Raw genomic sequence first — 22,481 nt, 5'->3', positions numbered from 1 at the left:
TTTAGTTGGAGATTTCGAGAGGGGGCTTGGCCATTCAGCCCCCTCTGTTCATTCATCAAGCGCGTTCGCGGCGCTGGCCGTTGCCGTTGCGCGGCCCGCGGCGCTTCATGCCGCCGTTGCCGCCTTCGCGGTGTTCGCCGTGAGCGTGGCCTTGGCCGCGCTCCTCATTGTGACGGCCTGAGGGCCGACCATGGGCGTGGCGCTGGTTGCGATGGGCGCCGGCTTCGTGGGCGGCGTTGGCGTTTGCCGGGCCGTTATGATGCGGCTTCTTGGCCGGACGGAAATCGGACGTCGAAACAAGATCATTGTCCGCTTCCGGGCGCGGCGTGCGCTCATCGCGGCGCTGGCCGCGGAAGTCGGCATTGCGATGGTTCTCGCGCTGCGGACGATCGTCGCGCGGCCGGCGCTCCTGGCGTTCGCCTGTGCGGGCGCGGGCCTCGCCGCTCTCACCGTCACGCTGCGGACGTCCGCCCGGGCGACCCGAACGGCCTTCCGGACGTCCCTGGCCTGCGCCGCCGCGGCCCTGGTTGCCACGACCACCACGGTTGTTGTTGCCGCGAGCCGGACGGGCGCGGTCGGCAGGGGCTTCGCCGCTGGCAACGGCGATTTCGATGCCCATCAGGCGCTCGATGTCGCGCAGCAGGCGAATCTCGTCCGGTGAGCAGAAAGCGATGGCGATGCCGTCACGGCCGGCGCGCGCTGTGCGGCCGATGCGGTGAACATAGGCATCCGGCACTTCCGGCAGGTCGTAATTGTAGACATGCGAAACACCAGGGATATCGATGCCGCGAGCGGCAACGTCGGTTGCGACGAGCACGCGAACTTCACCATCTCGGAAGCCCTTGAGCGCGCGCTCGCGCTGACCCTGGCTCTTGTTGCCGTGAATGGAGGCGGCGGCATAGCCGACATGGTCGAGATGCTTCGTCAGCTTTTCGGCACCGTGCTTGGTGCGCAGGAAGACGATCGAGCGGCCATCCGGGTTGGCGTTCAGCGTTTCCTTCAAGATTTCGGTCTTGTGGTTCTGACCGGCGACGAAGTGGACATACTGTTCCACCTTGTCGGCCGCTTTGCCCGGAGGCGAGACTTCGACCTTCAGCGGATTGGTCAGATAGTCGGAAGCGAGATCGGCAATCGCCTTCGGCATGGTCGCCGAGAACAACAGGGTCTGGCGCTTGGCCGGGACGAGCTTGGCGATCTTGCGCAGGTCGTGGATGAAGCCGAGGTCGAGCATCTGGTCGGCCTCGTCGAGGACGAGATAGCTGACATGGCCGAGCGACAGGGCGCGGCGGTTGATGAGGTCGAGCAGGCGGCCAGGGGTGGCGACGAGAATGTCGGTGCCGCGCTCGAGTTGAAGCTGCTGCTTGTTGATGGAGGCGCCACCGACCACGACATTGATCCGCAGCGGCGTCTTGCGGACGAACAGCTTAAGATTGTCGGCGATCTGGTTCACCAGTTCGCGGGTGGGGGCGAGGATCAGCGTGCGGACGGTGCGGTTGTCGGGACGCTTGGCGTCCTTCAGCAGCATTTCGATGATCGGCAGGCCGAAGGCGGCCGTTTTGCCGGTGCCGGTCTGGGCGAGGCCGATGAGATCGCGGCCCTGGAGAACAAGCGGGATAGCCTGTGCCTGAATGGGCGTCGGAGTCGCGAAGTTGTTCTGCGACAGCGTATCGACGATCTGCTTGGAAAGACCAAGCGAGTGAAAATCGGTCAATTCAATACCTTTCGGGGCGCCAAAGCAGAAAAGGCCGGGTCGCACCATGCGGTCCGGTCTGTCTCTGGCGTCAAGAACCCCGCGTGAAGTGGGAACTTGTAAGTTGGAAAAAGCTTTCCAGCGCGTTCGACCGCCTTGGGTGCGGTCTCATTTCAAAAGCGCTTTTGTCCTTCTCTTGCGTACGTCTAGTCCCGCAGGGCACGCTCACGCGGCGGCCGGAAGGTGAAAGCTGACGCGCATTTGGTCTTATTCGCCGCCGAAGTCAAGAGGTGAGGCTAAAAGCTTTTCGGAAGGCAGGCGAAAGTGCCACCGGAAATCCGGCGGCATCCGCGCTCGATCTTCATAGGTCAGCGGCAAACCTCGACGCGGTAGGGCCTGCCCCAACCGTCGTGACGCCATGCCCAGTAGCAGTCGGGATAGGCGCGTACATAGGCCGGAGCATAATAGCTTCGATAGGCAGGATAATAAGCCGGATAGACCGGGTAGGCCGGTCGCACCGCCTCGGCAGCTAGGGCGCCGCCGACGACACCGGCGGCAAGACCGCCGAAAAAGGCGCCGCGTTCGGAGGCGCCGGCGGTCGTTGTGGTTACGGCGGCGGCGCTGCCAAGCGTCAGCGCGATCAAACCGGCCGTCGTTAAAGTGCGAAGCTCAGGCATTGACATCCCTTTCCCAAAAACTAGAGGCCTCCGTGCCGAAGCCGAATTTGAAGGTGCGTAGAAAAGGGGGCGAAGTCGCGGCTAAAAAGAGGGCTGCGATATTAAATTTTGTTCATGATGAATGGGTGAAAACCTTTGATTTTCAACTAGAAATCGGTGGGTACGCCACCTTCCGCCTTACGCTTGGCGACGAAGGCGTCAAGCTCCTCTTCGATGGCCGGATCGAGTGGGGGGCGCTCGTAGTGGGCGAGCGTTTCCTTGAACGCGCGGTTGGCGTGATCGTAGGTCGTCGGCCGGCCAGCCTCCGTCCAGGTCTCGTAATTTCGCCAGTCCGAGAGGATCGGTGAATAGAAAGCGGTTTCGTAGCGCGCCAGTGTATGCGCCGTGCCGAAATAGTGGCCGCCGGGGCCGACATCGCGCACGGCATCAAGCGCCAGCGCTTCGCTACTGACATCCAGCGGTGTCAGGAATTCGGCGACCATCTGCAGCATGTCGACATCGAGGATGAATTTCTCGAAGGAGGCAGTGAGGCCGCCCTCGCTCCAGCCGGCCGCATGCAGCACGAAATTGCCGCCACCTTGGGTCAGCGCCCAGAGCGACAACGCCGATTCATAGGCTGCCTGGGCGTCCAGCGTATTGGAGGCATTGGTGTTGGAGGTGCGGTAGGGGATGCCATAGCGGCGGGCGAGCTGGCCGCCGGCGATCACGGCCTTCATATATTCGGGCGTGCCGAAAGCCGGCGCCCCGGTCTTCATGTCGACATTCGAGGTGAAGCCGCCATACATGACCGGCGCGCCCTTGCGCACCATCTGGCTGAAGGCGATGCCGCAGAGCGCCTCGGCATTCTGCTGCACCAGGGCACCGGCAATGGTCACCGGCGCCATGGCGCCCGCCAGCGTGAAGGGCGTCACGATCACCACCTGACCCCGCGACGACATCTCGATGATGCCCTGCAACATCGGCCCATCGAGGCGCAGCGGAGAGGAGGAATTGATGACGGTAAAGAGCGACGGCTCCCGCTCCATTTGCTCCATGCTGATGCCGCGGCCGATGCGGGCGATCTCGATAGCATCAAGATTGCGCTGCTTGCCGAGCGAGTAGCAATGAAACGCCTTATCGGTGAGCTTGACGATGTCGGAGAGGCAGTCGAGATGGCGGACTGAAGCGTGGATATCGATGGGCTCGACCGGATAGCCGCCAGTCATGTGGATGACGTCGTAGGATTGGGCGAGCTTGATCAGCTTACGGAAATCCTCCTGATTGCCTGCCCGTCTGCCACCCTCGCGGTCCGCGACGAAAGGTGCGGAGGCGACCTGGGCGAAGACGAGATTCTTCCCGCCGATCTGAACGTTTCGCAGCGGATTGCGGGCGTGCAGGGTGAAGGTCGAGGGGACGGAGGCGATCAGCTCCGTGATCATGCCACGGTCGAACCGGACACGCTCTGTGCCGGGCGTGACGTCGGCGCCGGCGGCTTTCATGCGCTCGCGCGCTTCCGGCAAAATGATGTCCATGCCGATCTCTTCGAGAACGGTCAGCGACGCCTCGTGAATGTCGTCGAGCGCTTCGGGCGACAGAAGCTCGGTGCGGGCGAGATTGTTGACGAGATTGAGGTATTTCGCGCCGCTTGGCTTGCGGCTGCGCTCGGCCCCGCGCCCTCCGGCCCGGCGGCGACGCTCGACCGGCATGGTATCAGTCTCGTGCAAGGCCGGGTTTCTATCGTCGCTCATGCTCTCGCTCCACCATTGTGCTGATAGGATTCTTGGCAGAGTTCGGCGTCCGATGCCGCCGTCGTTTGCGACCTGGCGATGACTGTTCTGGGATAGTCAGTGGTCTGAACGCGACGTTCAGTGGATTGGTAAATATGGTTAACGGCTTGTTAAAGCGATTTGTGATAAAGCGTTTGTTGAGTAACTATTGTAAGCGTTGGGAAGAGGGGTCCTGTTGAACTCGGACGGTGAACTGCTGGAGATGGCCTGCCGCCGGATCGCAGATCTGGATCAGCCGGCCTATGTCAAGAACAGCGATCTGCGTTATGTCGCCGTCAATGAAGCCTATGCGCGGTTTTTTCGGCGCGATACCGCCGATTTCATCGGCAATCGCAGCCGTGATCTCTTCGACAGCGGCGAGGAAGTTGATCGCGAAGACAAGGAGCGGCGGGCGCTGGTTTTTGGCTCGGAAGAGATGGCGCTATGCTTCGACCCGACAGGCCGTGAGCGTTCTCGCGTGCAGATCGAAAGTTTTTCGCCGTCCGAAGACCGCCTCTATGTCTTCGGCATGTTCCTCGATGCGCCTGCTGTGCTTTCGCGTTCGTCTTCCGATCGCGAAAGCGGCCATATTGCGAGTGACGTCGATGAGATCGGGCTTTACCGCACGATTCTCGAGGACCTGCCGGTCGCCGTCTTCGCGCGCGATGCGAGCCATCGGCTGATTTATTCCAACGAGGCTTATGGGGCCATCACGGGGCTCAGCCGCGCCGAGGCACTGGGCAAGACCGAACATGAGATGTTCGAAACCGGCGCCGACGAGTACTTTGCGGAAAACGAGCAGGTGCTGAACGAGGGCCACGCATTCGAATTCGAAGGCACGGTGGTTGATCGGGAGCGTGTGACACACCCGCTCATGACGCGCGTCAACCGGGTCGTCACTGCCGACGGCAGGCGCTATGCCGTCGGCTCGATGACCGATATTTCCGTGTTGAAGCTGCGCGAGACTGAGCTGATCGAGGCACAGGCGCGCGCCGAGGCCTTGCATCAGGATCTGGGGAACATCCTGCGCTCGATGCCGATCGGTGTCATGATCCATGACAGCAATTACGTCGTGGAATATACCAATGATGCCTTCTACGACATCTGGGATTTCCCGAAGAACGAACATTTCGAAGGCCTGTCTTATCGCGATCTCGTCGCCAAGCATTTCGAACTCGGCCGCTATGATGCCGATGCTGGCAGTATCGACGATATCTATCAGGCGCGCCTGGAGTCCTTCCGCAATGCCGGGCCGCATTTCCAGACCGAGATGAATTTTGCCGACGGCAAATCCGTCATCATGGATGCTCGCCGCATTTCGAACGGCCGCACGCTGATTGCCTATGCGGATATCTCTTCCGTGCGCCAGCAAGCCCGCGAGATCACCGAGGCGCGCCTTGCCCTAGAGCGTCTCGGCGAACTGATGACCGACGCGACGCATGCCATGTCGCAGGGCCTGCTCATCGTGGAAGACGGCATCATCATGCTGGCAAACGATGCATTGACGGACATGCTGCGCATTCCCGCCGATCATCTGGAGATCGGCAAGCATTGGTCCATCGCGTATAACTATTGCGCCGCGCGGGGCGATTTCGGCGACGATCCGAAGGCGGTTCTGCGTGGATGGGGCAGGAGCATGGCGGCGAACAGGCCGGTTTCCGCGGTGTTCCAGATTGCGGGCGATCGCTGGATGCAGCTCGAAGCCACGATCAGCGAAAGCCGCCGTTGGACCGTGGTGCTGACCGATGTCACCGAGATGAAAGACCGCGAGGCCGAGCTGCAACTGCTGCTTTCGCGCAGCGAAGCCGCCGATCGCGCCAAATCCGAATTCCTCGCCAATATGAGCCATGAAATCCGCACGCCGATGAACGGCGTTCTCGGCATGGCGGAGCTCCTGGCTAAGACCGATCTCGATGCCCGGCAGAAGACCTTCATCGACATCATCGTCAAGTCGGGCAATGCACTGTTGACGATCATCAACGACATCCTGGACTTCTCGAAGATCGATGCCGGGCAGATGCGTCTGCGCAAGGCCGCCTTCGATCCCGCCGAGGCGGTGGAGGATGTCGCGACGCTGCTGTCGTCGCCGGCGGCGGAAAAAGATATCGAGCTGCTGGTGCGCACGGCGCCTGATGTGCCGGCCATGGTGCTCGGAGACGCAGGCCGCTTTCGCCAGATCGTCACCAATCTCGTCGGCAATGCGGTTAAATTCACCGAGCGCGGTCACGTGTTGGTCGAGGTGGAGAGCCGGCCGATCGACAACGGCGAGATCATGTTGACGCTCCGCATCGAGGACACCGGCATCGGTATTTCCGAGGAGAAGCTGGATTCCATTTTCGAGAAGTTCTCGCAGGTGGACGCTTCCTCGACGCGCCGTCATGAAGGCACGGGTCTTGGCCTTGCCATTACCGCGGGGCTCGTCGACCTCTTCGGTGGCTATCTCGAAGTCGAGAGCGAATGGGGCAAGGGTTCGGTCTTCACCGTGCATCTGCCCGTGCCGCCGGCCGCCACGCGCAGCGAACCGCGTCCGGTGCCGGTCAATGTCAAGGGCGCCGGCATCCTGGTCATCGACGACAACGAGATCAACAGGCGGATATTGACCGAGCAGTTGGAGCAATGGAGCTTTGACGGCTACGCTGCCGAAGACGGCAAGACGGGGCTAGCCATCCTCCATGCCGCTTTCGATATGGGCGTGCAGGTCGATGCCGTGATCCTCGACTACCACATGCCGGACATGAACGGCGATGAAGTCGCGCGTGCCATTCGCGCCGATTCGCGCTTCGACGGCGTTTCGCTGATCTTCCTGACCTCCATGGATGTCGCCGGCAGCGACAAGGAATTCGCGGCGCTGAATGGTCAGGCGCATCTGATGAAGCCCGTGCGCGCCAATGTGCTGCGCAGCACCATCATCGATGTCGTGCGCACGGCGCGCCGGCAGCGGATGAGCAGCGATGAAACGGCTGTCGCTTCGCAGTCGATCGAAGCCGAAGCAGTTGCCGCGATCGATACCGTCGAACGCGAAGTGGCGGCGAAACCGGTTAGCGCCATCGATGTCCTCGTTGCGGAGGACAACGAGGTCAACCAGATCGTCTTCACGCAGATTCTGCAGGTCACCGGCCTGCGCTTTCTCGTGGTCCAGAACGGCCAGGAGGCGGTCGAGGCCTGGCGCAAGCTTCGGCCATCGCTGATCATGATGGATGTCTCCATGCCGATCATGAACGGCCATCAGGCGACGCGCATGATCCGGCAACTGGAAACGGAGGCAGGGCAGGGCTGGCATGTGCCGATCGTCGGCGTCACCGCGCATGCGCTCGATGTCGACCGCGATATGTGCCTGGAGGCGGGCATGGACGACTATATGTCGAAGCCGATCAGCCCCGAACTCCTGGAAGCCAAGGCCCGCCGCTGGCTCGGCGATGCTGCGCTCCAGATCGGGCGTTCCAGCAACTAAGCCTGTTTGGTTCCGCAGAGCATTTCGCGTTTTCCCGCAAATCCCTTGCGTCGCTCGACCGAGAAGCCTGCTGCCTGCAGATTACGACGCACGAAACCGGCGGCGGCGTAGGTGGCGAAGGTGCCGCCGGCGACGGTCTTGTCGTGGAGATGCTGCATCAGTTCCGGCGACCACATATCGGCGTTTCGGGAAGGGGCAAAGCCATCGAGATACCAAGCGTCGAAGCCAGTTGCCGCTCGGCGCACGCCGTCGATCGCCGACCCGCAGACGACACTAAGGCGCGTTTGGGTGTCGAGGGCGAGCGCAACGGTGCCGCGCGGTTCTTTCGGCCAGGCAGCCACCAGCGCCTTACGCTCAGCATCGATTTCCGGCCAGTGCGATAACGCGCGATCGATCTCCTCGGCACGCATCGGATAGAGCTCGAAGGACATGAAATGAAGTTCCGAATCTGGTTTGCGGTGCTGGCGCCATTGCCGCCAGGTTTCGCAGAAATTCAGGCCGGTGCCGAAGCCAAGCTCGCCGATGAGGAAGTTTCTTTGCTCATTCCAGCGCGCAGGCAGGCCGTTGCCGGCGAGGAAGACATGGCCGCATTCCAGCCGGCCGTCGGTCTGGCAATAAAAATGGTCGCCAAAAGCCGTCGAATAGGGCATATCGCCGTCGCGCCATTCGAGCGCCTGGCTTGCCACATTGGTCTTCGCCTCGGGCGTTTGATCGGAAACTGGATCTGTCATGGGAAGAGCCGATAATCCTCCGGGGCTTGCCGGTCAATCATCCGCCGAACTGTTGATCGTCGGCGGCGGCATCATGGGCCTTTGGGCGGCGGTGCATGCGGAGCGGCAAGGCGTCGAGACGCTGCTCGTCGATGCCGGCCGTTTGGGGCAGGGGGCAAGCGGCGGCCTGCTCGGCGCGCTGATGCCGCATATGCCGGACAAGTGGTCTGAGAAGAAGCAGTTCCAGTTCGATGCGCTCGTATCTTTGGAGGACGAGATTGCGGCACTGGAAGCGGCAACCGGGCTTTCCGCCGGATACCGTCGATCCGGCCGGTTGATCCCGTTGCCGAAGCCGCATCTGCGCAAGATCGCGCTGGGCCACTCGCAGGATGCCGAAACGCATTGGCATCACGGCGAACGAAGGTTTCATTGGCATGTGCTCCATGCCGCGCCGGTGGAAGGCTGGATCGATCCGGCGGCCGGCGAAAGCGGATTTGTTTTCGACACGCTTGCCGCCCGCGTTGCGCCCCGAGCCTTCCTGAAGGTTCTGGCCAGCTTTCTTGATAAGGCGAAACATGTTCGGCTTGCCGAAGGTCTGGAAATCCAGAGCATCGATCCGGATCGCGGCACCGCAGCGACCCAAGAAGGCACGATCCGTTTCCGCCGCTGCATCCTTTCTGCCGGGCATCGCTCCTTTCCGATGCTGGACGGATTGACGCCCGGACGTCATTCTCCCCTTGGCCAGCCGGTCAAGGGACAGGCTGCTTTGCTGAAAGCGGATTTCGAGGCCGGCCTGCCGGTGATTTTCCGCGACGGGCTCTATATCGTTCCGCATGAGGGCGGATTGGTCGCGGTCGGCAGTACGAGCGAGAACCGCTTCGACAATCCGATGTCGACGGATGGTCAGTTGGACGATCTGCTAACTGCTGCGCGGATGATGGCGCCGGCGGTTGCGGGTGCCGAAGTGATCGAACGCTGGGCCGGCTTGCGGCCGAAGGCGATCGATCGGGATCCTATGGTGGGAGCACATCCGGATCATCCGCGGCTCATCGCGCTGACCGGCGGTTTCAAGGTCAGCTTCGGCCTGGCGCACCGTCTTGCCGAAGCGGCGGTCCGCGAGGCCCTGGAAATTTCCTGTTCTTTCAAGCTGCCCGAAGGTTTTACCCTTTCGAACCACATTACGGTAGCATCCCATAAAACGTGAATATAAAGGCCGTTCAGGTCGTCAATCTGTCACGCAAATCACCTATCTCCTTGCGCATCGGCCGCCGGTTGGGTCAGCCGGCTTTTCGCCTTCTGGAGGAGATTTTATGCGTTACGCCATTTGCTTCACGCCGTCTGCGAGCGATCCGCTGACGCTCGTGGCCGCAAATTGGCTCGGCCGCAATGTCTATTCCGGCGAGATGGTCGATCCGCCCGCCATTCGTGGGCTCGGCATTCATGAAGTCGCCTTCCACACCGCCGTGCCGCGCCGCTACGGTTTCAACGGCATCCTGAAAGCGCCATTTCGCCTGGCCGAGGACATGACGGAGGCGTCGCTGCTGCGCGATCTCATGCGCTTTTCCGGTACGGTGACGCCGTTCGAGATTCCGAAGATGGAAGTCGCGCGCCTCGGCGGCGCGTTCGGCCTGGTGTCGTCCGAGCCCTCCCAGCAAATGCAGTTCCTTGCGGCGTCGCTGGTCCAGGCCTTCGACCACTATCGCGCGCCGCTGACGGAAGCGGAGATCGAGCGTAGCGATCCGGACAGCCTGTCGGCAGCGCAATTCGCCAATCTGCATCGCTGGGGCCATCCGCATGTCATGGACGAATTCCGCTTCCAGATGATGTTGACCGGCACGGTCAGTCCCGCCGATCTGCCGCGGATGGAGCGCGTATTGCGCGATTTCTTCGAGCCGGTGCTTGCCGAGCCAGTGCCGGTGTCGAACATCGCGCTGATGATGGAAGAGGGCGCAGGCGGGCCATTCCGGGTGCACTCGCTGCATCCCATGGGCAAGGTTAGCGCCCGAAAGATCGCCTAACCGCTTACAGGTAAAAGGAAAGTGCGTTTCGCACTTTCCGTCTCGACATTCCGGCCGTGAATGCTACCGTCTTCGCATATTCGAGAAGGTGCTTTGATGTCCGATACATATCCCCGCAATCTCATCGGCTATGGCCGCCATACGCCCGATCCAAAATGGCCGGGCGATGCCCGCGTCGCGGTGCAGTTTGTGATCAATTACGAAGAGGGTGGAGAAAGCTGCATTCTGGATGGCGATCCAGCATCGGAGAACCTGCTGTCGGAAATCGTTGGTGCGGCGCCATGGCCGAACCAGCGCAGTCTCAACATGGAATCGATCTATGAATATGGTTCGCGCGCCGGTTTCTGGCGGCTATGGCGCATGTTCACCGAACTCAAGGTTCAGGCCACCGTCTATGGCGTGACGCTCGCCATGGCGCGCAATCCGGAAGCGGTTGCCGCCATGAAGGAAGCTGGTTGGGAAATTGCGAGTCACGGCTATCGCTGGCTGGAATATAAGGATTTTTCGGAGGATCTGGAGCGCAAGCACATCCTCGAAGCCGTGCGCCTGCATACCGAACTGACCGGTGAGCGGCCCTACGGCATGTATCAGGGTAAGCCTTCCGACAATACGCTGCGGCTGGTGATGGAAGAAGGAGGCTTCCTCTATTCGTCGGATTCCTATGCCGACGATCTGCCCTATTGGGTCGATGGCATTCAGGGTAAGCCGTTCCTGATCATACCTTATACGCTCGAAACCAATGATATGCGCTTCGCCACGCCGCAGGGCTTCAATTCCGGCGATCAGTTCTTCACCTATCTCAAGGATGCCTTCGATACGCTCTATGAAGAGGGCAAGCAGGGCAGCCCGAAGATGATGTCGGTCGGCCTGCATTGCCGCCTGGTTGGCAGGCCAGGTCGCGCGGCGGCGCTCAGGCGCTTCATCGAATATGTGCTGAAGCACGACAAGGTCTGGATACCCAAGCGCATCGAGATCGCCAACCATTGGCACCAGCATCACCTTCCTGCGGGCGCGCCCTGAGATGATATCGCGTGACGATTTCGTGAGCCGTTTCGGCGGTGTCTTCGAGCACTCTCCCTTCATTGCCGAGCGGGCCTTTGACGCGGGTGCCATTGCCGAGCCGCTGACCTCAGGCGACGTTCACGCCGCATTGGTGCGGTTCTTCCGTGCAGCCAGCGAAGAGGAGCGACTTGGCGTATTGCGGGCCCATCCAGATCTGGCGGGCCGGCTGGCGATTGCCGGAGAGTTGACCGAGGATAGTAGGAAGGAACAGGCCGGCGCCGGGCTGGATCGGCTAAGCCCTGGGGAGCATGCCCGGTTCACCGAACTCAATGCCGCCTATGTGACGAAATTCGGCTTTCCCTTCATCATCGCGGTCAAGGGGCTGGGCAAGGAGGATATCCTGGCCGCCTTCGAAACGCGGATCGACAATGACAGGGATGCGGAGTTCGCGACTGCAACGGCACAGGTGGAAAAGATTGCCTTGCTGCGTCTGCAATCCATGCTTCCGGAGAGCTGATAAGGGCTTCTGGTATCTGGCTGAAGGGGCCGCGCGACATGAGCTTGGATCGGCTGATCTCTCACCTTAATCGCATGCAGCGGGCTATGTCTGAAATTGGGCGGTTTCTTCAAGGGACTGATAGAGACGTCTTTTTCGGTGATATCGAGAAGCAGCGGGCCGTCGGCATGAACCTCATGATGATCGGCGAGGCAGCGGCACGTATTGCGGAAGAGTATCCGGAGTTTGTCGTTGACCATCCGGAGCTGCCTTGGCATGAAATGCGCGACTTCAGAGACAGAATTGCTGAGGGCTATTTCGACATCGAGCTGGCGACCCTGTGGGACATCGCGCAAAAATCTCTTCCGGAGTCGCTCTCACAACTGGATTCCATTCGCCATTGGCGAGCGGAAGGCGAATGATCATAGAATGACACAGCATCTTGAAATTCACCCACTGACGAAGGCTGCATTCGTGCCGTTCGGCGATGTGATCGAGGCCGATCCGGCAACGATGCGATACATCAATGGCGGCACGACGGAGCGCTTCCATGCACTGTCCGGCGCCGAGGCCATTGGAGACGGGGCGCGGGTTATCCTCAATCTCTTTCGCGGCCAGCCGCGAGACTTTCCCTTTACGATCGAGATGATGGAGCGCCATCCTTTCGGCAGCCAGAGTTTCATGCCGCTCAACGGCCGACCATTCCTCGTCGTCGTCGCGCAGGATGAGGGCGGCAAGCCCGGCAGACCGCAGGTCTTTCTGGCGCGAGGTGACCAGGGTGTGAACTATCGGATCAATGCCTGGCATTATCCCCTGATGGCGCTCGGCGAGCAGAGCGATTTCCTCATCGTGGATCGTGATGGGCCGGGAAACAATCTGGAAGAATATTTCTTCGACACGCCCTTCATCATCGGAGCACCGACGCTATGACCGGACTGACTACCCATGTGCTCGATACCGCACTCGGCAAGCCGGCCGAAGGCCTGGTGATCGATCTCTTCAGGATCGAGGGCGATGCCCGCACGCATCTGAAGACGGTTACGACCAATGCCGACGGGCGCGTGGATGGCGGTCCCATCCTGATCGGCGACGGTTTTGTCGCCGGTACCTATGAATTGCTATTCCGGGCCGGAGATTATCTTCGCGCAAGCGGCGCCAAGCTGCCGGAGCCGGCCTTCCTCGATCTCGTGCCCATCCGTTTCGGTATCGCCGATACGACAGCGCATTACCATGTGCCGTTGCTGATTTCGCCCTACGGCTATTCTACCTATCGCGGGAGTTGAGACTTGCGTTTTGCTGCCATCGCGGACATTCACGGCAATCATCTGGCGCTTGAAGCGGTGCTTGAGGATATCTGGAAGCAGGGCATTACTGAGATCGTCAATCTGGGCGATTGCTTCAGCGGGCCACTGACGGCTGGTAAGACGGCCGATATGCTGCTGGAACTGAATGCGGTGACGGTGCGTGGCAATCACGATCGGTACCTGATCGACCAGGCGCCGGAGGCGATGCATGTGTCTGACCGGGCCGCGCATTCGGAACTGAGCGAGCATCATCTCAATTGGCTGCGCGGTTTGCCCTTTAGCGCCGTCTATCAAGACGCGGTGTATCTTTGCCACGCGACCCCAGCGGACGATAACGTCTACTGGCTGGAATCGGTCTCGGCGGACGGCAACGTCTATTTGAAGCCGCTCGAAGAAATCGAGGCACTGGCTGCCGGCATCGATTTTCAGCTGATCCTGTGCGGGCATACCCACATTCCGCGTGTCGTCAGGCTTTCCGATGGCCGCCTGATCGTTAATCCAGGCAGCGTCGGCTGCCCCGCCTATGACGACGATCTGCCCTATTTTCATAAGGTAGAAGCCGGCCACCCCTTCGCCTCCTACGTCATTCTGGAAAGGACAGGCGATCATTGGCTGCCTGTCTTCCGGCAGGTCGCCTATGATCACATGGCGATGGCGAAGCTGGCGGCGCAGAATGGCCGCGCGGAATGGGCGAGTGGCCTGGCGACCGGCTGGTTGCGCTAGAGATCGGCCAGGATCGACCGATCCACGGCTTTGATATCCCGCCTGCCGCAGAGCGCCATGGAAATATCCAGCTCTTTGCGGATGATCTCAAGCGCAAGCGTCACGCCCTCCTTGCCCATGGCGCCGAGGCCATAAAGGAAGGGACGGCCGATGTAGGTGCCCTTGGCGCCGAGCGCGATGGCCTTGAGCACGTCCTGGCCGGAGCGGATGCCGCCATCCATATGCACCTCGATCTTGTCGCCGACGGCATCGACGATCCGCGGCAGCATGCTGATGGAGGAGTGGGCGCCGTCGAGCTGCCGGCCGCCATGGTTGGAGACGATGATGGCGTCGGCGCCGGTGTCGATGGCCGCCTTCGCGTCCTCGACGTCGAGAATGCCCTTGATGATCAGCGGGCCGCCCCATTGCTCCTTGATCCAGGCGACATCGCTCCAGGAGAGCTTGGGATCGAACTGCGAATGGGTCCAGTGCGACAGCGTCGTCATGTCGGAAATATCCTTGGCATGACCGATGATATTGCCGAAGAAATGGCGCTTGGTCTTCAGCATGCCCATGCACCAGCCCGGTCGCATCGCCATCTGCCAGATGTTCTTTGCCGTCATTTTCGGCGGCACCGAAAGCCCGTTACGAATGTCGTTATGGCGCTGGCCGAGGATCTGCAGGTCGGCGGTCAGCACCAGCGCCGAGCATTTCGCCACCTTGGCGCGATGGATCAGGTTCAGGACGAAATCGCGGTCCTTCATCACGTAGAGCTGGAACCAGAAGGGCTGCTTCGTCACCGAAGCGATGTCCTCGATCGAGCAGATGCTCATGGTCGAGAGCGTGAAGGGAATGCCGAATTCCTCCGCCGCGCGTGCCGCCAGCATCTCGCCATCGGCGTACTGCATGCCGGTGAGGCCTGTCGGCGCCAGTGCCACCGGCATGGAGGCTTTCTGGCCGACCATGGTGGTTGCGAGCGACCTGTTCGCCATGTCGACAAGAACGCGCTGACGCAGTTTGATTTTGGCGAAGTCTGCCTGGTTCGCCTGATAGGTCGACTCCGTCCACGAACCGGAATCGGCATATTGGTAGAACATTTTCGGGACGCGCCGCTGAGCGAGCTTCTTCAGTTCTGCGATGGTAAGCGGCGCGGTCATGGCTGTCTGCCCTCTAAAAGGTTATCGTGCGGCGGGGTCGGATTGCCTCATTGCAGGATCGATTTCATCGGCTTTCCGGCGACATAGGTTTCGACGACGGCGCGGTCGTCGCCCATGGTCTGCAGCAGGAACAGCTCTTCGGTAAGCCTCTTCGTCACTTCCATCTTCAGCGCCATGGCCGGCGTAGCGGCGGCATTGAGGACGATGAGGTCGGCTTCGGTGCCGGTGTCGAGCGTGCCGATCTTGTCGACGAGAGAGAGCGCTTCGGCGTTGCCGCGCGTCATGTAGTAATAGCTTTCCAGCGGGTTCAGCCGTTCGCCGAGAAGCTGCTGGATCTTGTAGGCCTCGTCCATGGTGCGCAGCATGGAATAGCTGGAGCCGCCGCCGATATCGGTGGCGACGCCGATGCGGACGGGCTTTTCGCGTCGCGCCAGTGCTTTCAGCGGGAAGAGGCCGGAGCCGAGGAAGAGGTTCGACGTCGGGCAATGCACGGCCACCGCGCCGGCTTCGCTCATGGCGTCGGCTTCGCGCTCCGAAAGGTGGATCGCGTGGCCGAACAGGCTTTTGGGACCGAGTAACCCATAGTGGGCGTAAATGTCCGTGTAGTCGATCGCGTCGGGATAGAGCTCGCAGGTGAACTTGATCTCGTCGTGGTTCTCGGAGAGGTGCGTCTGAATGTGCAGATCGGGAAATTCGCGTGCGAGCGCAGCCGTCGCCTCCATCTGCTCAGGCGTTGACGTGATGGCGAAGCGCGGGGTGATGGCGACATGATTGCGGCCTTTGCCGTGCCAGTCTGATATCACCTGGCGGGTCTCGTCGTAGCCCATCTGCGGTGTGTCAAGCAGGCCTTGCGGGGCGTTGCGGTCCATCATCACCTTGCCCCCGACCATGCGCATGTTGCGCCGCATGGCTTCGGCAAAATAGGCATCCGCAGAGGTCTTGTGCACGGAGCAATAGGCAACGGCCGTCGTCGTCCCATGGCGGATCAGCTCGTCGTAGAAATGCGTGGCGATACGCTCCGCATGCGCGCTTTCGACGAAGCGGCATTCCTCGGGGAAGGTATAGGTGTTCAGCCATTCCAGAAGATTTGCGGCATAGGAGGCGATCACCTGCATCTGCGGAAAATGCAGGTGCATGTCGATGAAGCCCGGCAGGATCAGATGCGGGCGGTGGTCGACTTCGGTGACATGTGCCGGCGCTTTCGCCTTGACCTCTGTATAGGGGCCGACGTCGGCAATGATGCCATTTTCGATCAGCAGGCCGCCATCGCTTTCATACGAGTAGCTGTCCGTGTCATCGAGGCTCTGTGGCGCGCGCTTGAAGGAGAGCAGGCGGCCGCGCAAAAGGGTAGTCATTGGTCTTTTTCTCCGACGGAGCTTTCGAACCAGGCAACCAGCAGCTTGCGTTCCTCCGACGTCACATCGGTGACGTTGCCGGGCGGCATGGCGTGGCTGCGGCCTGCCTGAATATAGATCTCGCGGGCATGCATAGCGATTTCCGCGTCGTTTTCCAGCATCACTTCCTTCGGTGCGCGGGCAATGCCTTCAAAAGCCGGCTCGGCGGCGTGGCACATCGAACAGCGCGTCGAGATCATCTGCTTCACCGCCGGGAAGTGCGCATCCGATGCGAATTGCTGGAATGCGGGTGCGACGACGTTGGCATCCTTCTCGCCGGTGAGCATCTTCGGCACCGTCGAAAGCCATATGATGACAATGAAGAGGACAACGGTGACGATCCAGGTCCAGGTCGGCCGGCCCTTGCGGGCATGGATCGTGTTGAACCAGTGGCGGATGGTGACGCCCATCAGAAACACCAGAGCGGCGATGATCCAATTATAAGCGGTGCCGAAGGCCAGCGGATAGTGGTTCGACAGCATGAAGAAGATGACGGGCAGCGTCAGGTAGTTGTTGTGCAGCGAGCGCTGCTTGGCGATGCGGCCGTATTTCGGATCCGGCGTGCGTCCGGCGATCAGGTCGGCAACGACGATTTTCTGGTTGGGAATGATGATCATGAAGACATTGGCCGACATGATCGTCGCCGTGAAGGCGCCGAGATGGAGGAAGGCGGCGCGGCCGGTGAACAGATGCGTATAGCCCCAGGCCATGAAGACGAGGACCGCATAGAGCACGACCATCAGCCCCCAGGTATTATTGCCGAGTGGCGACTTGCAGAGCAGGTCGTAAACGATCCAGCCGCCGGCCAGCGAAGCCAGCGAGATCAGGATCGCGACGGGAACGCTGACGTCGAGCACGTGCCTGTCGATGAGGAAGAGATTGGCGCCGCCGTAATAGACGATGCAGAGCATCAGGAAACCGGAGAGCCAGGTGAAATAGCTCTCATATTTGAACCAGGTCAGATGCTCCGGCATCTGCGCGGGAGCCACGAGATACTTCTGGATATGGTAGAAACCGCCGCCATGCACCTGCCATTCCTCGCCATAGGCGCCGGGCGGAAGATGCGGACGCTTCACCAGCCCGAGATCGAGCGCGATGAAGTAGAAAGACGAACCGATCCAGGCAATGGCGGTTATGACGTGGAACCAGCGGGCAGCAAAGGCCAGCCATTCCCACGCTATGGCGTATTCATACATTCAGGTCCCCTTTTCTTCCTCCGACTCGACACCTTGCAAAATGTTGGGCGCAGAGGGAAGGGGAGTTTGGTCGAGGGACCGCTTTTCGTGCTAGGATCACACACTTCCGTGACCGACATGCCGTCGCTCTTGCCGAGCGCCGACTTCGCGATAGATCAAAATTGGACGCTTTTTTCAGCGTCGTCGGCGATCGGTGGGCAGCGGAGCCCCTGGTTCGCCGCATCGTCGGAGATTTGCCCATGCGTGGTATACTGGCGTTTGCACTATTCCTTCTTGCAACTTCCGCCATGGCGCATGATGCGCCCTCCGGCTGGTCCTACGATCCTTATTGTTGCAACGGCGACAGCAAGACCGGTGATTGCGAGATGATCCCCTCGCGCACGGTTACCGTTATCCCGGGCGGCTATCGGATTACGCTCTATCCCGGCGATCATCGCTATGTGACGCATGCGCATATCTTCACGCTGCCACAGCGCAAGACGATGCGTTCGCCGGATGGGGCCTACCACCTCTGTCTTTTCCCAGACGAGAACACGCCGCGCTGCTTCTATGCGCCAGATATGGCCTATTGAGCAGCACTCACTCCAACGGCATGCCGAACTCGCCGAGTATCCAATTCCGGAAAACCCGGATTCTTGGCGTATGCCGTCTGTTTTCGGGATAGGCAAGCCAGTAGTTCGAGCCGTCGTTGCAAAGGATATCGAAGGGCTGGACAAGCCGGCCGGCTGCTAGGTCGTCGGCATAGAATTCAGGGGTCAGCACGGCGACGCCTTGTCCCGCGATGGCGGCGCTTGCCTCGAAGGATTGCGCCCCAAGCCTGCTTCTCGGTCGGCCTTGCAGGCCGGGATCTGGAACTCCAGCCGCTTCGAACCATTGTGCCCACCAGGGATCACCGGCATCGATAATCCGAAGTTTGAGAAGATCGGCCGGCGTGTGGACGCCGCCGATGCTGGCTGCCAGCGCTGGGCTCAGCATCGGCGTGAAGTTCATTTTCATCAACAAATGCGCCCGCAGCCCCGGCCAAGTTCCCCGCCCGTTGCGAATGGCGATGTCGGAAGGCTCACGGGAAAAATCGATGAGCGCGTCCGATGTGGCGAGCCGTACCGCGACATTTGGATGTTGCAGTTGAAATGAGCCGATATGGCGTGCAAGCCATTGCGAGGCGAAGGTCGGTGTCGAATGAATGAGGAGAGTGGTTTCGGCATCGCCGCTGACCGAAGCCATGGCCTCCTGCAGCATGCTGAAGGCTTCGGTCACCTTCGGCGCCAATCGCCCGCCGGCTTCAGTCAACTCGATCTGGCGCGTCCGCCGCAGGAACAGCGGCTCGCCGACATTCTCTTCCAGAAGCTTGATCTGATAACTGACGGCCGTCTGCGTCATGCCGAGTTCAGCGCCGGCGCGCGTGAAACTGCCGTGCCGGGCGGCGGCCTCGAAGACGCGCAGTGCATTCAGCGGAAACCGTTTCGACAGTTTCATGGATAAGTTCTCTTGATGCATACAGACGGTTGTTCGATTGGAATTTCAGCATTTTCGGCGGCAAACTGCAATCCACATCATCGATTGATTTGAGGTATCGTCATGGATTGCTATGCCGTCGAAGAGATGAATGCCCGGCCGTCAGCCTTGGCCCGTATGTTGGAAACATTGGCGCAGGTCTTCACAGGGGGCATGGAGCCTTCGTCCCGGCTGGATCTGGACGAGATGCCCGATCGGCTCAAGCGCGACCTCGGGTTTCTCGACGGGCGCGAGCCGCGTTACGAAGATGATCGGATGGCGTAGGCCGCGAAGGCCGTCAGCAGCTCGGCGGCCGTCATGGCGGCGATAACCTCCGGGCGCTTGTCCTTCACGGCAGCGCCGCCGATCGGCAGCGTCAGCCGATCGAGCAAGGCCTTGTCGCCGCCCTCGCGAGTCAGCCAGTGGGAGAAGGTCGCGCGCTTGGTCGCCGAGCCGATCATGCCGACATAGGCGAGATCGGTGCGGGCGAGCGCTTCCTTGGCGATCAGGAAATCGAGAGCGTGATCATGGGTCAGGATGACGATGGCTGAGCCTGCGGGAATCTCCTGCACCAGCGCTTCCGGCATTGGTGAAAGCACGGTCTTCGTCTCCGCCGGCAGGTTTGTCAGTTCCTCCTTACGGGTCTCGATCACCGTTACGGAAAGGGGCAGGGGGGCGAGCGCGGCGGCCAGAGCGTGCCCGACATGGCCTGCACCAAACAAATAGGTCTCCGGTCGGTGTTCCGCTTCGGTCGCCCGCTTGGCTTCAAGCTCTTCGAGCAATCGCGTCGTCATCTTCTGAAAGCGCAGTTGCGTGCGACCGCCGCAGCATTGGCCGATTTCCGGCCCGAGCGGTATGTCCATCACCTCCGCGCCATTGCCGGCCAGTAAATCCCGGGCGTTCTGGATCGCCAGAAATTCGAACTGCCCGCCACCGATCGTGCCCCAGATGGCGTTTTCGGAAACGAGCATGAAGGTTCCGGCCTCGCGTGGCGTTGAGCCCTGCGTTCCGATGATCTCGATGAGTATGGAGGAGGGGCGTGTCGCGAGAAATGCGCGGAAGTCGCTCCTGGGTATGACACCGGAAAGCACTTCGCGGACAGCCATCGTCACATCCCTTTCAGCCGCTCGACCGCCATCAGCACCCGTTCCGGCGTTGCCGGCGCGTCGAGCCGCGGGCAGACGCGGTAGTCCGCGACGCTTGCGACGGCCATGGACAGGGCCTCGAGTACCGAGATGCTGAGCATGAAGGGCGGCTCGCCGACCGCCTTGGAGCGGCCGATGGTTGCCTCGGCATTTTCGGACCATTCGGCAAGGTGGACGTTGAAGATCTTCGGCCGGTCGGAGGCGAGCGGGATCTTGTAGGTCGAAGGCGCATGCGTGCGCAGCCGTCCCTTATTGTCCCACCAAAGTTCTTCGGTCGTCAGCCAGCCCATGCCCTGCACGAAGGCGCCTTCGACCTGACCGATATCGATCGCCGGGTTTAGCGACCGGCCGACATCATGGAGGATATCGGTGCGGTCGATCAGATATTCGCCGGTCAGCGTGTCGATCGAGACTTCCGAGCAGGCGGCGCCATAGGAGAAGTAATAGAATGGCGTGCCGCGTCCTGCCTTGCGGTCCCAATGGATTTTCGGCGTCTTGTAGAAGCCGGCGGCGGAAAGCTGCACCCGAGCGAAATAGGCTTGTTTGATGAAATCCGGGAAAGGAATTTCCATGTCGCCGACCCGCACCCGGTTCGGCAGGAACTGTATTTCTTCGGCAGCGACGCCCCATTTTTCGGCAGCGAAGGCAACAAGCCGCTCCTTGATCTGGCGAGCGGCGTCGAAGGCTGCCATGCCGTTGAGATCGGAGCCGGAAGAGGCCGCGGTCGCCGACGTATTCGGTACCTTACCCGTGGTGGTGGCCGTGATCTTCACCCGGTCGATATCGACCTGGAAACTGTCGGCCAGCACCTGCGCCACTTTGGTGTAGAGGCCCTGGCCCATCTCGGTGCCGCCATGGTTCAGGTGGATCGAGCCGTCCTGGTAGATGTGCACCAGCGCGCCGGCCTGGTTGAAGGCGGTCATGGTGAAGGAGATGCCGAATTTCACCGGTGTCAGCGCAATGCCTTTGCGGATAAAGCGGCTGGAGCGGTTAAATTCGATGATGCCATTGCGCCGCGCCTGGTAGTCGGAGGATTCTTCCAATTCGTCGACGATGCGGTGGATGATGTTGTCCTCCACCTCCTGGTGATAGGGCGTCAACGTCCGGCCGGAGCCCGGCTGGCCATAGAAATTCTGACGGCGGATTTCCAGCGGGTCCTTGCCCAGCGCATAGGCGATCTCTTCGATGAAGCGCTCGCCGCCGACCATACCCTGCGGGCCGCCGAAGCCGCGGAAGGCGGTATTGGAAACAGTGTGCGTCTTCAGCGGTTTCGATACGAGATGCACATGCGGGTAGAAATAGCTCGAATCCGCATGGAACAACGCGCGGTCGGTGACCGGCCCGGAGAGGTCGGAGGAGAAGCCACAGCGGGCGGCATAGGTCGCGTCGACAGCGTGGATGCGGCCGTCATCGTCGAAGCCGATTTCGTAATCGACCAGGAAGTCATGGCGCTTGCCGGTGGCGGCCATGTCTTCGTCGCGATCGGGGCGGAATTTGATGGCGCGGCCAAGCTTCTTGGCGGCGACGGCGGCGAGCGCGGCAAATTGGTTGCCCTGTGTCTCCTTGCCGCCGAAGCCGCCGCCCATGCGACGCACATTGACGGTGACGGCATTGGACGGAATGTTGAGCACATGGCCGACGATGTGCTGGATCTCGCTCGGATGCTGGGTGGACGACCAGACGGCGACTTCGTCGTCTTCGCCGGGGATCGCCATGGCGATGTGGCTTTCGAGATAGAAATGCTCTTGGCCGCCGATGCGCATCTGCGCCTTGATGCGGTGCTTGGCGTTCGCCATCTCGGTTTCCGGCTCGCCGCGCTTCAGCGTCATCGGTTCGTAGACCAACGGCGCGCCATTGGCGAGCGCGCCGTCGATGTCACTCCAATGGGGCAGATCGCGATAGTCGATCTTGGCAAGGCGCGCGGCGCGGCGGGCCGCATCGCGGGTTTCGGCGATGACAGCGAAGATCGGCTGGCCGTGAAACTCGACCTTGGTGTCGGCGAGCAGCGGCTCGTCATGCATGCCGTTGGAGCTCGTGTCGTTCACGCCGGGAATATCCTTGGCGGTGAATACCCAGACGACGCCCGGATAGGCTTTCACGGCGGAGAGATCAATGCCGGCGATGTCCGCATGGGCGCGGTCGGAAAGGCCGAGTGCGCCATGCAGCAGACCCGCAGGTTCCGGCAGGTCGTCGATATAGTCGGCGGCGCCCGTCACGTGCTTGTGCGCCGAGTCGTGCTTCAGGGAAGCATGCATCGAGCCGTTGATGACCTTGCGTTCTTCAAAGGTGGATTTGTCCAT

21 protein-coding genes are annotated in these 22,481 nt (G+C 61.1%); 11 read left to right on the top strand and 10 right to left on the bottom strand.

The annotated features are described in order from the left end of the window. Window positions 1–55: 55 nt before the first annotated feature. The 3 genes from N2601_RS11100 to N2601_RS11090 all read right to left on the bottom strand — a co-directional run bounded on the left by N2601_RS11100 (window position 56) and on the right by N2601_RS11090 (window position 4,094). Window positions 56–1,759, bottom strand: coding sequence for a DEAD/DEAH box helicase (locus N2601_RS11100; protein WP_199773479.1), 1,704 nt, complete (start codon window positions 1,757–1,759; stop codon window positions 56–58). A gap of 299 nt (window positions 1,760–2,058) precedes the next feature. Beyond that, window positions 2,059–2,367 (bottom strand): hypothetical protein, encoded by a 309-nt coding sequence (locus N2601_RS11095; RefSeq protein WP_104823847.1) that lies wholly within the window; start codon window positions 2,365–2,367, stop codon window positions 2,059–2,061. 146 nt (window positions 2,368–2,513) lie between these two features. Next, window positions 2,514–4,094: a trimethylamine methyltransferase family protein gene (locus tag N2601_RS11090; protein ID WP_104823846.1), complete on the bottom strand. Its 1,581-nt coding sequence runs from the start codon at window positions 4,092–4,094 to the stop codon at window positions 2,514–2,516. 214 nt (window positions 4,095–4,308) lie between these two features. Between N2601_RS11090 and N2601_RS11085 the strand changes: the two genes are divergently transcribed. Continuing rightward, window positions 4,309–7,563, top strand: coding sequence for a response regulator (locus tag N2601_RS11085; RefSeq protein ID WP_104823845.1), 3,255 nt, complete (start codon window positions 4,309–4,311; stop codon window positions 7,561–7,563). Here N2601_RS11085 and mnmD read toward each other — a convergent pair. Beyond that, window positions 7,560–8,294, bottom strand: coding sequence for a tRNA (5-methylaminomethyl-2-thiouridine)(34)-methyltransferase MnmD (mnmD, locus tag N2601_RS11080; protein ID WP_104823844.1), 735 nt, complete (start codon window positions 8,292–8,294; stop codon window positions 7,560–7,562). The genes N2601_RS11085 and mnmD overlap by 4 nt on opposite strands. Here mnmD and N2601_RS11075 point away from each other — a divergent pair. From N2601_RS11075 to N2601_RS11040, 8 genes are all read left to right on the top strand, one after another. Then, the gene (locus N2601_RS11075) at window positions 8,293–9,477 is read left to right on the top strand and encodes an NAD(P)/FAD-dependent oxidoreductase (protein ID WP_104823843.1); all 1,185 of its coding nucleotides are present in this window, start codon (window positions 8,293–8,295) and stop codon (window positions 9,475–9,477) included. The genes mnmD and N2601_RS11075 overlap by 2 nt on opposite strands. A gap of 106 nt (window positions 9,478–9,583) precedes the next feature. Next, complete coding sequence (locus N2601_RS11070) at window positions 9,584–10,291, top strand: DUF1045 domain-containing protein (protein WP_104823842.1); 708 nt, start codon at window positions 9,584–9,586, stop codon at window positions 10,289–10,291. 93 nt (window positions 10,292–10,384) lie between these two features. Then, window positions 10,385–11,311: an allantoinase PuuE gene (puuE, locus tag N2601_RS11065; protein ID WP_104823841.1), complete on the top strand. Its 927-nt coding sequence runs from the start codon at window positions 10,385–10,387 to the stop codon at window positions 11,309–11,311. Between the two features lies 1 nt (window position 11,312). Next, window positions 11,313–11,810: a 2-oxo-4-hydroxy-4-carboxy-5-ureidoimidazoline decarboxylase gene (gene uraD, locus N2601_RS11060; protein ID WP_104823840.1), complete on the top strand. Its 498-nt coding sequence runs from the start codon at window positions 11,313–11,315 to the stop codon at window positions 11,808–11,810. A gap of 38 nt (window positions 11,811–11,848) precedes the next feature. After that, window positions 11,849–12,211: a HepT-like ribonuclease domain-containing protein gene (locus N2601_RS11055; protein WP_104823839.1), complete on the top strand. Its 363-nt coding sequence runs from the start codon at window positions 11,849–11,851 to the stop codon at window positions 12,209–12,211. 7 nt (window positions 12,212–12,218) lie between these two features. Continuing rightward, window positions 12,219–12,719, top strand: a complete 501-nt coding sequence (locus tag N2601_RS11050; protein ID WP_104823838.1) for an ureidoglycolate lyase — start codon at window positions 12,219–12,221, stop codon at window positions 12,717–12,719. Then, window positions 12,716–13,072, top strand: coding sequence for a hydroxyisourate hydrolase (uraH, locus tag N2601_RS11045; RefSeq protein ID WP_104823837.1), 357 nt, complete (start codon window positions 12,716–12,718; stop codon window positions 13,070–13,072). The genes N2601_RS11050 and uraH overlap by 4 nt, the downstream gene beginning before the upstream one ends. Window positions 13,073–13,075: 3 nt before the next feature. Then, complete coding sequence (locus tag N2601_RS11040; protein WP_104823836.1) at window positions 13,076–13,816, top strand: metallophosphoesterase family protein; 741 nt, start codon at window positions 13,076–13,078, stop codon at window positions 13,814–13,816. Here N2601_RS11040 and N2601_RS11035 read toward each other — a convergent pair. From N2601_RS11035 to N2601_RS11025, 3 genes are read right to left on the bottom strand one after another with little or no spacing between them, the layout of a single operon-like run. Further along, window positions 13,813–14,952: an alpha-hydroxy acid oxidase gene (locus N2601_RS11035; RefSeq protein WP_104823835.1), complete on the bottom strand. Its 1,140-nt coding sequence runs from the start codon at window positions 14,950–14,952 to the stop codon at window positions 13,813–13,815. The genes N2601_RS11040 and N2601_RS11035 overlap by 4 nt on opposite strands. A 47-nt stretch (window positions 14,953–14,999) precedes the next feature. Beyond that, on the bottom strand, window positions 15,000–16,307 hold the full coding sequence (gene guaD, locus N2601_RS11030) for a guanine deaminase (RefSeq protein ID WP_104823834.1): 1,308 nt from the start codon (window positions 16,305–16,307) through the stop codon (window positions 15,000–15,002). Then, window positions 16,304–17,542 carry a urate hydroxylase PuuD gene (locus N2601_RS11025; RefSeq protein WP_104823833.1) on the bottom strand — a complete coding sequence of 413 codons (1,239 nt, stop codon included), beginning with the start codon at window positions 17,540–17,542 and terminating at the stop codon, window positions 16,304–16,306. Before N2601_RS11025 ends, guaD begins: the two co-directional genes overlap by 4 nt. A gap of 239 nt (window positions 17,543–17,781) precedes the next feature. Between N2601_RS11025 and N2601_RS11020 the strand changes: the two genes are divergently transcribed. Then, the gene (locus tag N2601_RS11020) at window positions 17,782–18,114 is read left to right on the top strand and encodes a hypothetical protein (protein WP_104825168.1); all 333 of its coding nucleotides are present in this window, start codon (window positions 17,782–17,784) and stop codon (window positions 18,112–18,114) included. A gap of 7 nt (window positions 18,115–18,121) precedes the next feature. Here N2601_RS11020 and N2601_RS11015 read toward each other — a convergent pair whose 3' ends face one another. Continuing rightward, window positions 18,122–19,039 (bottom strand): LysR substrate-binding domain-containing protein, encoded by a 918-nt coding sequence (locus N2601_RS11015; RefSeq protein WP_104823832.1) that lies wholly within the window; start codon window positions 19,037–19,039, stop codon window positions 18,122–18,124. Window positions 19,040–19,120: 81 nt separating this feature from the next. On the opposite strand from N2601_RS11015, the gene N2601_RS11010 reads away from it, so the two are divergent. Further along, window positions 19,121–19,321 (top strand): hypothetical protein, encoded by a 201-nt coding sequence (locus tag N2601_RS11010; protein ID WP_104823831.1) that lies wholly within the window; start codon window positions 19,121–19,123, stop codon window positions 19,319–19,321. Here N2601_RS11010 and xdhC read toward each other — a convergent pair. Both xdhC and xdhB read right to left on the bottom strand, forming a co-directional pair. Then, window positions 19,297–20,142: a xanthine dehydrogenase accessory protein XdhC gene (xdhC, locus tag N2601_RS11005; protein WP_104823830.1), complete on the bottom strand. Its 846-nt coding sequence runs from the start codon at window positions 20,140–20,142 to the stop codon at window positions 19,297–19,299. The genes N2601_RS11010 and xdhC overlap by 25 nt on opposite strands. Before the next feature lie 2 nt (window positions 20,143–20,144). Continuing rightward, a complete protein-coding gene (xdhB, locus tag N2601_RS11000; RefSeq protein ID WP_104823829.1) occupies window positions 20,145–22,481 on the bottom strand; it encodes a xanthine dehydrogenase molybdopterin binding subunit in 2,337 nt (778 codons plus the stop codon).

The sequence above is a fragment of the Rhizobium sp. CB3060 genome (assembly GCF_025200735.1).
In the GTDB taxonomy this organism is placed as follows: Bacteria; Pseudomonadota; Alphaproteobacteria; order Rhizobiales; family Rhizobiaceae; genus Rhizobium.
Note: the sequence above shows the minus strand (reverse complement) of the source record. Positions and strands in the feature narration are given on the sequence as shown.